This is a genomic window from Panacagrimonas sp. (assembly GCF_965216805.1).
Classification (GTDB): Bacteria; Pseudomonadota; Gammaproteobacteria; order Nevskiales; family Nevskiaceae; genus Panacagrimonas.
Genome location: NZ_CBDCGN010000002.1, coordinates 1,145,223 through 1,160,387, shown reverse-complemented (window position 1 = coordinate 1,160,387; position 15,165 = coordinate 1,145,223). Strand labels below are relative to the sequence as shown.

Here is a 15,165-nt window from a genome sequence, read left to right as displayed (position 1 = left end):
GGTCGTACTGTATGCGTCAGGAGACCCTACCCATGAAGAATTCCCGTCCCCGTTTGTTCCGCGCTGCGGTCGGCGCTGCGCTGATGCTGGCGACCCTCACCGCAGTACAGGCCGAGGATGCCGCCACTCGCGGCCCGCAGCCGGACTTGGAACCCCCGCAAGTGGTCGAGGCCATGTTGCTGGCCTTGAAGAAGAACACACCCGAAGGCATCGCCGAGCTTTATCGGTTCTCCTCGCCGGGCAACCGCCAGCAGACCGGCAACCTCGAACAGTTCACCCGCATGATCGTCGAAGGCTTTCCCGACATGCTCGGGCATGAGGCCGCGCGCATGGCGCCGCCGCTGATCGATGGCGATCGCGCCATGGTCCCGGTGCAGTTGATCAGCGAGGACGCCACGCTCTACGAGTACATGTTCATCCTGTCGCGGCAGGCCATTCCCGAGTGTCAGGGCTGCTGGATGGCCGACGCCGTGGTACCGCCGGAAGCGCTGGCCCCCGAGGGCGCGCCGGGCAGCTCGCCAGCGGAACAGGAAGCCACCCCTTACGAAACACCGGCCTAACCTGCCGACCGGTCCGCGGGCCGGCTCAGGCGGCCCGCTCAAGCGCGCCGCCAGCGCTGACCGTCCTTCGAGTCCTCCACCAGCACACCGCGCGATTTGAGCTCGTCGCGCAGCCGGTCGGAATCGGCCCACTGCTTGTTCCGGCGCGCCTCCGCACGCCGGGCCAGCAATGCCTCGACCTCGGACTCTGCGGCAGTGTCGGCCGTGCCCCCGCCGGAGAACCATGCCTGCGGCGAGGCTTGCAGCAGCCCCAGCAGGCGGCCGGCGTCGAGCAACTGCGCCTTGATGCGCGCGCGTTCGGCGTCATCGCCGGTCTTGTTGGCGGCGCGCGCCAGTTCGAACAGCTCGGCCAGCGCCATCGGCGTGTTGAGGTCGTCCTCCAGCGCGGCCATGAAGGCCTCGGGCGCGGTGACGTCAGCGGCCGGCACCACCGAATCCAGCTCGCGCAGCGCCCCGTACAGCCGATCCAGCTTGCGTCGCGCCTCGGCCACCATGTCCTGACTCCAGTCCACCGGCTGGCGGTAGTGACCGGTAAGCAGCACCAGCCGAATCGCCTCGCCAGGCAGGGTCTTGAGCAACTCGTGAACGAGCAGCACATTGCCCACCGACTTGGACATTTTCTGGCTTTCCACGTTGAGAAAGCCGTTGTGCAGCCAGTAGCGCGCGAAGGGCTTGCCGGCATGGGCGCAGACGCTCTGCGCGATCTCGTTCTCGTGGTGCGGAAAGATCAGGTCGTGGCCGCCACCATGGATGTCGATGGTCTCGCCAAGCAGGGCCTCGGCCATAGCCGAGCACTCGATATGCCAGCCCGGCCGACCGCGGCCCCAGGGCGAGTCCCAACCCGGCTGCTCATCGGAAGACGGCTTCCACAGCACGAAGTCGCCCGCGCTCTTCTTGTAGGGCGCCACTTCCACCCGTGCGCCCGCCATCAGCGCCTGCTCGTCGCGCCCCGACAGCAGGCCGTAATCGGCGAAGCTCGGCGTGTGGAACAGCACGTGGCCCTGCTCCGCGTATGCGTGCCCGCTGCCGATGAGGCGCTCGATCATCGAGGTGATCTGCGGCAGGTGCTCGGTCACCCGCGGCGCATGGTCCGGCGGCGCGACGCCCAGCGCGGCCATGTCCTCGTGGTAGATCGCGGCGTAGCGATCGGTGATGACGCGGATGTCCACGCCCTCTTTGGCCGCCGCCGCGTTGATCTTGTCGTCGATGTCGGTGATGTTGCGTACATACACCACCGCCGGGTAGTGACGCCGCAGCACCCGCGCCAGGACGTCGAACACCACTGCCGGACGGGCGTTGCCGATGTGGGCATAGGAATAAACCGTCGGACCGCACACATACATGGTGACGCGCTGCGGATCGATCGGGACAAAAACTTCCTTGCGGCCGCTCAGGGTGTTGTGGAGCTGCATGTTCGGGGGCGTGGCAAAAGTGCGCGCAAGGATAGCCGCGGCGCCCCCGAAGTCGTCGGCAGACCGGCCGGGGCAAGGCAGGCGTCAGTCCGGCACCGCCCCTCGCCCCGGACCCGCTGCAGCGCTTCTGCCGGGCTACAGGGCCTGCAGATCGTGCAACTCGCGCACCGCCACGGCCAGGCCGGCGTAGTCCACCGCTGCCGCAGACTGCAGCTCCGACAGCCGCGCCAGACTCAATGCCAGACGCGGGCCGCGCTGCGCAGTCCAGGCCTCCAGGCGCTGCGATGGCGGCTGGTCGCCGGCGGCCAGCACGCGTGCGCAGATGGCCCGATGCAGCCGATAGGCGTCTTCGCGCAGGCGTGAGCGCGCCAGCGCCTGCCAGGCCGTGGCCGGCCGCAGGCCGATGATGGCCGCCAGCATCCACGGCAGCCGCAGCACCTCGCCGACCGCGAAGTAGATCGGCGCCACCTCGCGGCGATCCAGCGCCGCTTCCCGGGCAAGGTCGGCGATGTCCAGCGCGCTGCCCAGGGCGCGGCTGCGCGTCAACAAACCGGCCAGCGCGGCCGGGACGCCGCGGTCGCGCAATCCGGCCAGGTGACGGTCGTAGTCCTCGCGATAGGCGGGCGGCAGGATATCGGGCAGCTGTGCTTCCAGCTCGCCCACCACCCCCTCGTAGCGCGCTGCGATCATGCCGATGGCGGCGCCGTCCAGCATCCGTGCGGAGGCCACCGCCGCGGCCACGTGGCGCAGCAGCGCCACCGCCTGCAGCATCAGCCGGTACACCAGCTCGCTGGACAGGCGGCTTTCCATCGCCTCGATCTCGCGCCAGTAGCGCGGCGCGTCGAACAGGGTCCCGGCCAGTGCGTAGGCGCGCAGCACCTGGGTCAGGCTCAGGCCCTGGTCCTCGGCCAGCCGGTGCACGAACGAAACGCCCATGCGGTTGACCACGTCGTTGGCACACACGGTGGCGACAATCTCGCGGCGCAGCCGGTGCTGTTCGATGGCGGCGCGCTGCGCCTGCACCAGCGGCGACGGAAAATAGTGCAGCAGATCGCTGAGGAAATGCGGGTCGTCCGCCAGCTCGGGTACGGTGGCGGCGTCGAACAGTGCGTTCTTGCTGTAGGCCATCAACACCGCAATTTCCGGACGCAGCAGGCCGCGTCCCTCGGTGCGGCGCTTCTGCAGCTCTTCGTCGTCGGGCAAGCCCTCCAGTACGCGATTGAGCACCCCTTCGCGCTCGAAACGCCGGATCAGCGCAGCATGATCGTCCAGCCGTGCCGCAGCCTCGGATTCGACCAGGCTGATGCACGCCGACTGCACCGCGTTGTCGCGCAGCACCGCGCTCGACACCGCCGTCGTCATCGAAGCCAGCAGCTCGTCGCGATCCGCGCGTGTCAGGCCGCGCTCGCGCATCGCCTGATTGAGCGGAATCTTGATGTTGACCTCGCGATCCGAGGAGTGCACGCCGCCGGAATTGTCGACCGCGTCGGTGTTGATGCGTCCGCCGGTCCCGCCAGCGCCGCGGGTCGCGTACTCGATGCGGCCGGCCTGGGTCAGGCCGAGGTTGCCGCCCTCGCCCACCACGCGCACGCGCAGTTCGCGACCGTCGATACGGACCGCGTCGTTGGCGCGGTCGCGCGCCTGCTCGTTGGACTCGTGAGTCGCCTTCACATAGGTGCCGATGCCGCCGTTCCAGAACAGGTCCACCGGCGCCTGCAGGACGCCGCGGATCAGTTCGGCCGGGGTCAGGCTGTCCTGCTCCAGGGCCAGCGCGCGCCGAGCCTGCGCCGACAGCGCGATGCGCTTGGCATTGCGCGGATAGACCCCGCCGCCGGGCGACAGCCGTGCGGCGTCGTAATCGGCCCAGGATGATCGCGGCAGTGCAAACAGACGCGCGCGCTCGTCGTAGCTGGCGGCCGGATCGGGATTGGGGTCGATGAAGATGTGGCGATGATCGAACGCGGCGATCAGCCGTATCTGACGGGACAACAGCATGCCGTTGCCGAACACATCGCCGGACATGTCGCCGACACCGACGGCGCTGAAGGCATCGCTGTCCACGTCCAGCCCCAGTTCCCGGAAATGACGCTTGACGCTCTCCCAGGCGCCGCGCGCGGTGATGCCCATCTTCTTGTGGTCGTAGCCGGCCGAGCCCCCGGAGGCAAACGCATCGCCCAGCCAGAAGCCGTAGTCCTCGGCGACGCCGTTGGCAATGTCCGAGAAGGTGGCGGTGCCCTTGTCGGCGGCCACCACCAGGTAGGGGTCGTCGTCGTCGTGCCGCACCACGCCCGGCGGCGCCGCGATGCCATCGCCGACGCGGTTGTCGGTCAGGTCGAGCAGCCCACGCAGGAATTCGCGGTAGCAGCTCACGCCGTGCGCCATCCAGGCTTCGCGATCGGTCGCCGGCGGCCCGCCCTTGACCACGAAGCCGCCCTTGGCGCCCACCGGCACGATCACCGCGTTCTTGACCTGCTGCGCCTTCATCAGGCCCAGCACCTCGGTGCGGAAATCCTCGCGACGATCCGACCAGCGCAAGCCGCCGCGGGCGACGCGGCCGCCGCGCAGGTGCACGCCTTCGAATCCCGGCGCGTAGACCCAGATCTCGAACATCGGCCGCGGCTGCGGCAATTCGCCGATCTGCCGCGGATCGAGCTTCAGGCTCAGACGCGACAGCGGCGCACCGAGTTCGTCGCGACAGTAGAAGTTGGTCCTCAGCCCGGCGCGTACGACCGCCGCCAACGCACGCAGGATGCGATCGGCGTCCAGGTCCTCCACCGCGTCGAGCGCCGCGTCCAGCTCCGCTTGTGCGCCCGCTTCCAGCGCCACCCGCTCGGCGTCGGCCAGCGCCGGATCGAAGCGCGCCTCGAAACGTTGCACCACCGCGGCGGCGACGGCCGGATGCTGGGCCACCCGCTGCTCGATATCGGCGCGACCGAAAGGCATCCCGATCTGGTTGACGTAGCGCGCCAGCATGCGCAGACACCCCACCTGACGGCCGTCGAGCCCCGCCGCCAGCACCAGTCGGTTGAGCGCATCGTCCTCGGCCGCTCCAGCCATGACGGCGAGCAGGCTGGCCTCGAACTCGGCCGCGCGATCGAGCCGTACCGGTTGCGGCAGCCCGACCTCGAAATCCTGTATCCACAGCGCAACCGGCTCGCTGCCCGCCGGCTCCCGCGGCGACACCACCTCGGGATCCTGGCGGATCGCGCGCAGACCGAAGTGCTCCAGCAGCGGCAGGACGTCGGCCAGGGCCAGCGGCTGCCGCCAGGCATAAAGCTTGAGCCTGCCGTGTTCGCCTACGGCGGCCTGCGCCTGCAGGCTGGGCAGAACGCGCTTGGTGTCGCTCAACTGCGCCAGCGCGCAGACGTCGGCGGCGGCCTCGACGGGCGCCACGCGCTCGATGTAGCTCGGCGCAAACGCCTCGCCGAAGCGCAACGCCAGAGATTCGGCATCGGGCGCGGACATCGCGCGCAGAGCGTCCAGCAACTGCTCGCGCCAGGGTCGCGCCAGTGCCATCAGCCGGCGTTCGATCTGTGCCGCCGACTCGCTCAGCTCCTGTCCCGGCGGCGTGCGCACGGTGACGTGCAGTCGGGTCAACCCGCCGCGCAGAAAATCCACCGTGCGGTCCACCGACACGCCGCCGCACACATTCAGCAGTTCCTGCGACAGCCGGTCGCGCAGCTCCCGCGAGTAGCGCTCGCGCGGCAGATACACCAGCGCGGAGAAGAAGCGCCCGTAGCGGTCGCGGCGCAGGAACAGCCGCAGCGGATGGCGGTCGCGCAGCGCGCGGATGCCCATGCAGGTATCGAACAACTCGTTCTCGCCGGACTGGAACAGCTCGTCGCGCGGCAGGCTGTGCAGGATCTCGCGCAGGTTCTTGGCGCTGTGCGAGCCCGGCTGCAGGCGCGACCGCTGCATCACCGTTTCCACCTTGCGCCGGATCAGCGGGATGTCCCAGGGGCGCTCCACGTACGCTTCGGACGAAAACAGACCGATCAGGCGCACGATGCCGTCGACCCCCCCGTCGGCGCCGAGCCGGCGGACGGCAACGTGATCCATGTACTCGGGGTGATGTACGGTGGCACGCTGCGCCGCCTTGGTCAGCACCACGATGCGTGGCGACTCGGCGTACTTGTCAAGCTGCTCGCGCGGCGCGATCAAGGCATCGATATCGGCAAAGCACGCACCTTCACGCGCCAGGCCCAGGCCGCTGCCCGCCACCGGCACAAAGCGCGGGCGCCCGTCCGCGGCCGGCTCCATCCGGGTCTGCGCGCTGGCAAGCAGGGTGAAATGACCCTGGTCGAGCCAGCGCAGGAACGCCGCAGCTTCGCGCTGCTCGGACGGATCGGCGCCAGCTACCGGCGGCGCCTGTTCCAAGGATTCGGCGGCGGCCAGCAACCGCTCGCGCATGGGGGCGTAATCGGCCACCACGCGGCGCAGGTCGTCGATACGGTCGGCCACCGCGCGCTCCAGCGCCGCGTAGGCGTCACGGTCGGTCAGCGCCTCGAATTCCAGATGAATCCAGGATTCCGCCTGCTCCCCGAGCAGTTGCTGCGTCAGCCCACCCTGCGCGTCGCGCTGCACACGACACACCGGATGCACGCTCCAGTCGATGGCGGCCCCCGCGTCGCGTACCGCCATCACCAGGGTGTCGACCAGAAACGGCATGTCGTCGACACAGGTCTGCAGGCTGGCCAGCAACTGGCCCGGCGGCGGCGGTCGAACCTGGATCAGCACCTGCCGCGCACCGCGCCGACGACCCAGTTGCAGATGGTTCAGCGCAGTACGCGCCAGCTGCTCGACGCTGCGCGCCGCCAGCGCGTCCGGCGAAGCGGTCTCGAAGTATTGTCTGACCCAGGCCTGCAGTTCGCAGGCACCTGGTTCTCCCTGCATCGCAATGGCCGTTGCGATGATCCGGTCCAACAGCGGCTCGTTGTGCGTGGGGCTTGCGCTCATGACGTTCCGGGGCTGTGGGTGGTCCCACATGATGCACGCAAAGGATGAATGCGCCGGAACGCGAGCCGGCACACTCTTTAGAATGACGGGCAATCTTTGATCCCCGCCCCGATGTCGAAGACGGCTACCAGCCCCGCCGTACACACTCCGCTGATGCAGCAGTACCTCGCGCTCAAGGCGCAGGTGCCGGACATCCTGTTGCTGTTCCGCATGGGCGATTTTTACGAGCTGTTCTACGACGACGCGCGCAAGGCGGCGCGCCTGCTCAACATCACCCTGACCACGCGCGGCGAGTCGGCGGGCGCACCGGTGGTGATGGCCGGCGTGCCCTATCACCAGCTCGACACCTACCTGGCGCGGCTGGTGCGGCTGGGACAATCGGCGGCCATCGCCGAGCAGGTGGGTGCCGTCGGTGTCGACAAAGGCCCGGTGCGACGCGAGATCGCGCGCGTGGTCACGCCCGGCACCGCGACCGACGAGGTGCTGCTGGACCCGCGGCGCGCCAGCCTGCTGGCGGCCGCGTGCCGGATCGGCGAGGCCTGGGGACTGGCCTGGCTGGAACTGTCTTCCGGCCGTTTCTGCCTGAGCCAGAGCGACAGCGCGCGCGACTTCGCCGCCGAGCTGTCGCGGGTGGCGCCCAACGAATTGCTGCTGGCCGAAGGCGCCGACCCGCTGTCTGCGGACGACACCGCGGTGATGCGGCCGCCCTGGCATTTCGATCCCGGCTCGGCGCGTCGTCTGCTGTGCACGCAGTTCGGCACTCCCAGCCTGGCCGGCTTCGGCTGCGAGGAGCTGGACGCCGGCATCGCCGCGGCCGGGGCGCTGCTCAACTACGTGCAGGAAACCCAGAAAACCGCAGCCGTGCACCTGACCGGCCTGCGCGTGGAGGCGCCGCAAGACAGCCTGATACTGGACCCGGCCACGCGGCGCAACCTGGAGATCGACCGCACCTTGCTCGGCGCCAGCGAGCACACCCTGCTCGACGTGCTCGACCAGTGCGTCACGCCGATGGGTTCGCGCGCGCTGACCCGCACCCTGCTGCGACCGATCCGCGACCGCGCCGAGATCGGACAGCGGCTGGACGCGATCAGCGTGCTGTTGCGCGAAGGCGGCTTCCAGGCCTTGCGTGCCGAACTGCGCGGCATTGCCGACCTGGAACGCATCCTGGCGCGCGTGGCCCTGCGCTCGGCACGGCCACGCGATCTCATCGGGCTGCGCGACACGCTTGCCACGCTGCCGGCCGTGCAGCGCCAGTTGCAGGCACTGGAAGGAACCCGCGTCGACCACTGGCGTGCGCAACTGGGCCATCACGATGCTACCTGCGCTTCGCTGCAAGCGGCGCTGGACGACAGCCCGCCGGTGGCGGTGCGCGACGGCGGCGTGTTCCGCAGCGGCTTCGACACCACGCTGGACGAGTTGCGTCGCCTGTCCACCCATGCCGACGGCTTTCTGGTGGAGCTGGAAAGCCGCGAACGCGCGCGCACCGGCATCGACGCGCTCAAGGTCGGTTACAACCGCGTGCACGGTTTCTACATCGAGATCGGCAAGACCCATGCTGCCCGGGTGCCGCCGGAATATACGCGACGCCAGACCCTGACCCATTTCGAGCGCTACATCACCGAGGACCTGAAGCGTTTCGAAGATCAGGTGCTGTCGGCACGCGACCGCGCACTGGCGCGCGAAAAAGAGCTGTACGAGCAGCTCATCGAAGATCTGGTGGCGCGACTGCCGGAATTGCAGGCGGCCGCGCAGGCGCTGGCCGACATCGACTGCCTGGCCAACCTGGCCGAGGCTACCGAGCGCCTCAACCTGGCGCGCCCCGAGTTCGTCGACACGCCCAGCCTGGAGATCCGCGCGGGGCGGCATCCGGTGGTGGAGCGGCAGTTGCGCGAGCCCTTCGTACCCAACGATCTGCTGCTCGATGGCGAGCGCCGCCTGCTGGTGATCACCGGTCCCAACATGGGCGGCAAGAGCACCTACATGCGCCAGACCGCGTTGATCGTGCTGATGGCCCACGCCGGCTGTTTCGTGCCGGCGCAGCTGGCGCGCCTGGGACCGGTGGACCGAATCTTCACCCGTATCGGTTCGCGCGACGATCTGGCCGCCGGCCAATCCACTTTCATGGTGGAGATGACCGAGACCGCCAACATCCTGCACAACGCCAGTGACACGAGTCTGGTGCTGATGGATGAGATCGGTCGCGGCACGTCCACCTACGATGGACTTTCGCTGGCACGCGCCTGTGCAGAACATCTGGTGCGCGAAGTCGGCGCGTTCACCTTGTTCGCCACCCATTATTTCGAGCTGACGCGTCTGGCGCAGGCGGTGCCCGGTGTGGCCAACGTACATCTGGACGCTGCCGAATTCGGTCCCCGGGGCGAGAAGCTGGTGTTTCTGCACACGGTCAAGGACGGCCCCGCAAACCGCAGTTACGGCCTGCAGGTCGCTGCACTGGCCGGCGTGCCTGCCGGCGTCGTGAACACGGCCCGTGGATATCTGCGCGAGCTGGAGCAGCAACCGCAGCCGACGGCGAACAACGCGCAGCCGGCGCCGCCGCAACTGTCGCTGTTCGAAGCGCCTCCTTCGGCGGCGCTGAAGCTGCTCGACGAGATCGATCCGGACCGCCTGAGTCCGCGCGAGGCACTGGACTGGCTGTATCGACTCAAGAGCCAGTGCTAGCTGGCGCGGACAACACGGCGTAGCGGACGCGGATCGCTAGACTGCGCCGCAAACGACATCGAGCGGCCTGCGAAGTTCGACTCCCAGCCTTCGGGGCCAAGGTGCCCTCCAACGTCTCACCGACAGAGAACCTCATGAAGCCATCGATCCGCATCGCGCTGATCGCGACCTACCTCTGGGCGACAGCAGCTGCTGGCGCAGTCGGCCCAGCGGAAGCCGAACGCCTGGACCGCGACCTGACCCCGCTGGGAGCGGAAAGAGCGGCCAACGCAGACGGCCGCATTCCAGCCTGGGAGGGCGGCCTGCAGGCCGACGCGCCACCGGCCGCCGGCCGCGAACGCGATCCGGCGCAGTACCCGCTCATCAGCGACGACGCGCCGCTCTACACGATCACGCGCGCCAACGTGGCGCAGCACGCCGCCCAGCTCACCAAGGGTCAGCAGGCGCTGCTGGAACGCTTTGGCCAGACCTACAAGATGGTGGTGTACCCGACCCGGCGCACCGTCGCGGTCCCGGAGCATGTCCACCAGGCCACCCGCAAGAACGCGCTCAATGCGCGCCTAGACAACGACGGCGAGAGTCTGAGCGGCGCCATCACCGGCATCCCCTTCCCCATTCCGCAATCGGGCGTGGAGGTGATCTGGAATCACAAGCTGCGCTATCGCGGCGTCTCGCTGCGGCGCTACAACGCGCAGCTCGCGGTGCAGGCCAACGGCGCCTTCCTGCCCTACGTGTTACGCGAGGACGTGCGTTTTCAGTACAGCATGGACGGCATCACGCCGGAGTCGCTGAACAACGTACTGATCTACTTCCTGCAGCTCACTACCGAACCGCAGCGCCAGGCCGGCAACGTGGTGCTGGTGCACGAGACCATGGACCAGGTCAAGGAGCCGCGCCGTGCCTGGCAGTACAACCCCGGCCAGCGCCGCATCCGCCGTGCGCCCAGCGTCGCCTACGACAATCCCGGAACCGGCGCCGATGGACTGCGCACCAACGATCAGCTGGACGCTTTCAACGGTGCCACCGATCGCTACACCTGGAAGCTGGTGGGCAAGCGCGAGATGGTGGTGCCCTACAACTCGATCAAGCTCGGCGACACCGCGCTCAAGTACACCGACATCGCCAAGGCCGGTCACCTGAATCAGGACCTGCCCCGTTACGAACTGCATCGGGTGTGGGTGGTGGAAGCGGAACTCAAGCCTGGCACTTCTCACATCTACGCGCGCCGCACCTTCTACGTCGACGAGGACAGCTGGACCATCCTGGCAGTGGACAACTACGACCGTCGCGGCCAGCTCTGGCGCGTACAGGAAACCCATTCCTGGCAGGTGCCGTGGCTGTACCGGGTGGCGCCGGTAGCCGGCACGGTGTACGACCTGCAATCCAGCCGCTACCTCGTGCAGGAGCTGAGCAACGAGTCGCCGATCTTTGAAGTCACCGACTACGCGCTGGATCACTTCACGACCGGCGCCGTACAACGCATGGCCGTGAAGTAGGCCTACCAGCCTCGATGGGTCGCGGATCGATACGAAGCTTGCAATGCGCTTGGGGAGAACCACATGAAAACAACAACAAGCGGCGCCCGCGGATCGCGGCACCCGGGAACCTGCGCGCTCGCGCTTGCGATGTGCGCAATGGCGATGCCCGCACGGGCTTTCGAGGTCGATGTGCTGGGCGTACCGGTGCGCTTCGACAACCTGTTCACGGTCGGCGCGCTGATGCGCATGGAGGGCCGCGACAACGACCTCATCGGCAAGAGCAACCTGCAGCCTGGCCTGTGCGTGGACCGCGGTCCGGACCTGCTCGGCCAGCCGACCTTCAGCGGCGACACCTGCACCACCAGCAATCTCGTCGCGCCGGGTACGCCTTCGCAATCCAATCTGGATTTCGTGGCGGCGCCGGGCTCGTTCAATCCCAACGGCGACAACGGCAACCTGAGCTTCGATCGCTACGATCTGGTCAACGCCGCGGCCAAGATCACCACCGACATCAACTTCAGCCTGGGCCAGTGGAACGTGTTTGCGCGCTCACTGTATTTCTTCGACGCGTTGTACACCGACCACGACATCCTGCACCCCGACACCACCCTGCAACCCGCTCGCGAGCCGTTCTCCGACCGCGGCGAGGATCAGCTTGGCAGCGATTTCCAGATGCTGGATTACTTCGTGTCGCGATCCTTCGAGCTGTTCGATCGCGACTTCGGCATCAAGCTCGGCAATCAGGTGATCAACTGGGGCGAGAGTTCTTTCCTGCTGCTCAACTCGCTCAACTCGCTGAACCCGCCGGACCAATCGCGCCTGCGCATCCCCGGCTTCGACATCAAGGAACTGTCGCGCCCAGTCGGCATGGTGACGCTCAACGGCCAGGTCACCCAGGATCTCGGTTTCGAGCTGTTCTACCAGTACCAATGGAAGCCGATCCTGGTCGACCCGGTCGGCAGCTTCTTCTCGGTGTCGGACACCCTGGGCGACGGCGGCCGCTTCGCGATGCTGTCGTTCGCCAAGGCACCCGAGGACCCCGACCAGCTGTACCGGCCCGACCGCAATCCGGACGACACCCTGGGTCTGCTGGGCTCCAGTTCCGACCGCACGCTGCTGCGCGATGGCGAAGAAGAGCGCCGGCGCAAGCCGGACGACGGCGGCCAATACGGCTTGGCGCTACGCACCTATCTACCGGAGTTCAACAACGGCACCGAGGTAGCGCTGTACTTCGCCAACTATCACTCGCGCATTCCCAGCGTCAGCGCCATCGCCGCCGATGCCACCTGCGTCAACGGTCTGGTCACGCTGGCCTGCGGGCAGCTCGGCGGCGAGCCGGTGCCCGTGGGCAGCGCACGCCTGATCGTGGAGTACCCCGAAGATATCCGCATGTACGGCACCTCGTTCAACACCAACGTCGGCGAGTGGGCGCTGTCCGGCGAGTACGTGTACCGCGACAACCTGCCGATCCAGATTCACACCACCGACCTGACCTTCGCGGCCTTGCAGCCCGCCTTTCCCGAAACCGGAGTGGGACCGATTCCGGGACGCCGAGAAGCAGTGCCGGACTTCATCTCGATCTACCGCGGCACCGAGATCGGCGCCAACGACTACGTCCGCGGCTACGAGCGCATGAAGATCGGCCAGCTCGGACTGACTGCGATTCGGGTGATCGGCGGCGCCAACCTCCTGCGCGCTTCGCAGATCTCGCTGCTGTTCGAAACCGGCTGGACGCGGGTGTTCGACATGCCGGGGCTGGACCGGCTGCAGTTCCAGGGTGCGGAAGTCAACACGCACATCTCGTCGGGCGGTGACGGCAGCGTCGGCATCAACCCGCTGGATGTGCGCACCGACGCGGACGACGCTTCCACCAACGCCAGCAATCCCACCGCGCGCCAGAACCCGACGCGCCAGCGCACACACGGATTTGGCGAAGACGATTCGGTCGGCTACCGCGCGGTGGTGCTCACCCGCTACGACAGCCTGTTCAGGGGCATCAACGTGGAATTTCTCACCGCGGTGTTCCACGACGTCTACGGCGTGTCGCCCGGACTGGGACAGAACTTCGTGGAAGACCGTCTGCAACTGATCGGCGGCGTGCGCTTCGACTATCTGTCGCAGTACAGCCTGGACATTCGCTACACCTACTTCGAGGACAGCGCCGAACTCGACGCCCTGCGCGACCGCGACAATCTGCTGGTCTTCTTTGGCTACCAGTTCTGAGCGGGGCAGACTCGCGGGTGGTCGCGTACGGGGTCGACCGCGCGAACACCGCACGGCAGACGAAGAAAAGCCCGGGTGAACCTCACCCGGGCCCGGCGGCGAAAACGGGGTCGCGTACCTGCGACGAACTACTCCACCGCTTCTTCGACCGCTTCGCCGGCGTTTTCCACTGCATCGGCCGCGTCTTCGCCAGCGTCCTTCAGTTCTTCGTTGTCGCGCGTGTTGGTGGCATCTCCAACCGCGTCCACCGCCTTCTCCATCGGCGACTCTTCTTTCTTCTGACAGGCCGTCATTCCCAGGCCCAGACTCAATACCGCCAACAGCAGCACGTTACGAATACGCATGGTTCTCTCCAGTGATGGTGCTTCGACATACCCGGTGCAATACCTTGCACGAAACCTGCAGGCGTTACGGCGTCCTGCAAGAAAAGCGAAAACTCGCTTTCCTCGTCGGCAATCCCCTATTTGATTGGCCGAAGAAGTCCGGCACGATAGGCCTGCGGGCTGAACATTAGCTGATCCGGGGCGGTCGTGGTGCGGCTGCGACTCGGCCAGGTGCTGAGTCGACCCGGGTCTCTGTGGCATATTGCGCGGCCGCGTTTCCCCCTACCTGTGCCTGGGATGAACAAGACCTCGTTTCCCCGCAGCGACATCCGTGTGCTTCTCCTGGAAGGCGTCAGCCAGACCGCGGTCAAGAGTTTCGAAGCCGCCGGCTACAGCCAGATCGAATATCACGAGAAATCGCTGCCCGAGGAAAAGCTCGCAGAGCGGGTGGCCGAAGCCCATATCGTGGGCATTCGCTCGCGCAGCCACCTGACCGCGCCCGTGTTCCAGAATTCGCGCCGGCTGATGGCGGTCGGTTGCTTCTGCATCGGCACCAACCAGGTCGAACTGGCGGCGGCGCAGGCGCGCGGCATCCCGGTATTCAACGCGCCGTACTCCAACACCCGCAGCGTGGCCGAACTAGTGCTGGCGGAGGCGATCCTGCTGATGCGTCGGATCCCCGAAAAGAACGCGGAATGCCACCGCGGCGGCTGGTCGAAGTCGGCAGCCGGGAGCTTCGAGGTCCGCGGCAAGACGCTGGGCATCGTCGGCTACGGCCATATCGGCACTCAGGTCGGGGTACTGGCCGAGGGCCTGGGCATGCGCGTGCTTTATCACGACGTGGAAACCAAGCTCGCACTGGGCAACGCCGCACCCGCAGCCAATCTGTCGGAACTGCTGGAGCGCTCCGACATCGTTTCGCTGCACGTCCCGGAAACCACCGCCACGCGCAACATGATCGGTGCGCAGGAACTGGGCCGGATGAAGAAGGGCGCGGTGTTCATCAACGCCTCGCGCGGCACGGTGGTGGATATTCCAGCCCTGGCCGGTGCGCTCAAGAGCCGTCACCTGGCCGGCGCAGCGGTGGACGTGTTTCCGGTCGAGCCCAAGGGCAACGACGACCGTTTCGTGTCCGAACTGGTGGGCATGGACAACGTCATCCTGACCCCGCATGTCGGCGGCAGCACCCTGGAGGCGCAGGAGAACATCGGCATCGAGGTGGCGGCCAAGCTGATCCGCTACAGCGACAACGGCTCGACACTGTCGGCGGTGAATTTTCCCGAGGTCTCCCTGCCCGAGCACACTGGCAGCCGCCGCCTGCTGCACATCCACGAAAACCGGCCCGGCATGCTGATGCAGATCAACAATCTGTTCTCGGCCGCGGCGGTCAACATCGATGCGCAGTACCTGCAGACCACCGGCCAGATCGGCTACGTGGTGATCGACGTGGATGCCGATGGCGACCGCGCGCGGGTGCTGCGCGACCAGATCGCGGCCATACCGGGCACCTTGCGCACGCGCCTGCTGTACTGAG

The 15,165-nt window shown here is 67.4% G+C and carries 8 protein-coding genes; 5 read left to right on the top strand and 3 right to left on the bottom strand.

Annotated elements, in window-relative coordinates; all coding sequences use genetic code 11:
• Positions 1-32: 32 nt before the first annotated feature.
• A complete protein-coding gene (locus ACOOHP_RS05465; RefSeq protein ID WP_420465446.1) occupies positions 33-560 on the top strand; it encodes a DUF4864 domain-containing protein in 528 nt (175 codons plus the stop codon).
• Between the two features lie 38 nt (positions 561-598).
• Here the strand turns inward: ACOOHP_RS05465 and cysS are convergent, their stop codons facing one another.
• Together cysS and ACOOHP_RS05455 are read right to left on the bottom strand one after the other, a co-directional pair.
• Positions 599-1,972, bottom strand: coding sequence for a cysteine--tRNA ligase (gene cysS, locus ACOOHP_RS05460; RefSeq protein WP_420465445.1), 1,374 nt, complete (start codon positions 1,970-1,972; stop codon positions 599-601).
• Positions 1,973-2,107: 135 nt separating this feature from the next.
• Entirely contained in the window at positions 2,108-6,928 is a 4,821-nt protein-coding gene (locus ACOOHP_RS05455; protein ID WP_420465444.1) for an NAD-glutamate dehydrogenase, read from the bottom strand.
• A gap of 111 nt (positions 6,929-7,039) precedes the next feature.
• Here ACOOHP_RS05455 and mutS point away from each other — a divergent pair, with 111 nt between their 5' ends.
• The 3 genes from mutS to ACOOHP_RS05440 all read left to right on the top strand — a co-directional run bounded on the left by mutS (position 7,040) and on the right by ACOOHP_RS05440 (position 13,308).
• Complete coding sequence (gene mutS, locus ACOOHP_RS05450) at positions 7,040-9,607, top strand: DNA mismatch repair protein MutS (RefSeq protein WP_420465443.1); 2,568 nt, start codon at positions 7,040-7,042, stop codon at positions 9,605-9,607.
• Between the two features lie 134 nt (positions 9,608-9,741).
• A complete protein-coding gene (locus tag ACOOHP_RS05445) occupies positions 9,742-11,103 on the top strand; it encodes a DUF1329 domain-containing protein (RefSeq protein WP_420465442.1) in 1,362 nt (453 codons plus the stop codon).
• A gap of 63 nt (positions 11,104-11,166) precedes the next feature.
• Entirely contained in the window at positions 11,167-13,308 is a 2,142-nt protein-coding gene (locus ACOOHP_RS05440; RefSeq protein WP_420465441.1) for a DUF1302 domain-containing protein, read from the top strand.
• Between the two features lie 128 nt (positions 13,309-13,436).
• On the opposite strand, the gene ACOOHP_RS05435 is transcribed toward ACOOHP_RS05440, so the two are convergent.
• A complete protein-coding gene (locus ACOOHP_RS05435; protein WP_420465440.1) occupies positions 13,437-13,652 on the bottom strand; it encodes a hypothetical protein in 216 nt (71 codons plus the stop codon).
• Positions 13,653-13,928: 276 nt separating this feature from the next.
• Between ACOOHP_RS05435 and serA the strand changes: the two genes are divergently transcribed.
• On the top strand, positions 13,929-15,164 hold the full coding sequence (gene serA, locus ACOOHP_RS05430) for a phosphoglycerate dehydrogenase (protein WP_420465439.1): 1,236 nt from the start codon (positions 13,929-13,931) through the stop codon (positions 15,162-15,164).
• The last annotated feature ends 1 nt before the right edge of the window (position 15,165 follow it).

Excerpts from the sequence above, each read along its gene's own strand:
- ACOOHP_RS05465 (WP_420465446.1), top strand. The coding sequence starts at position 33 with ATGAAGAATTCCCGTCCCCGTTTGTTCCGCGCTGCGGTCGGCGCTGCG.
- cysS (WP_420465445.1), bottom strand. The coding sequence starts at position 1,972 with ATGCAGCTCCACAACACCCTGAGCGGCCGCAAGGAAGTTTTTGTCCCG.
- ACOOHP_RS05455 (WP_420465444.1), bottom strand. The coding sequence starts at position 6,928 with ATGAGCGCAAGCCCCACGCACAACGAGCCGCTGTTGGACCGGATCATC.
- mutS (WP_420465443.1), top strand. The coding sequence starts at position 7,040 with ATGTCGAAGACGGCTACCAGCCCCGCCGTACACACTCCGCTGATGCAG.
- ACOOHP_RS05445 (WP_420465442.1), top strand. The coding sequence starts at position 9,742 with ATGAAGCCATCGATCCGCATCGCGCTGATCGCGACCTACCTCTGGGCG.
- ACOOHP_RS05440 (WP_420465441.1), top strand. The coding sequence starts at position 11,167 with ATGAAAACAACAACAAGCGGCGCCCGCGGATCGCGGCACCCGGGAACC.
- ACOOHP_RS05435 (WP_420465440.1), bottom strand. The coding sequence starts at position 13,652 with ATGCGTATTCGTAACGTGCTGCTGTTGGCGGTATTGAGTCTGGGCCTG.
- serA (WP_420465439.1), top strand. The coding sequence starts at position 13,929 with ATGAACAAGACCTCGTTTCCCCGCAGCGACATCCGTGTGCTTCTCCTG.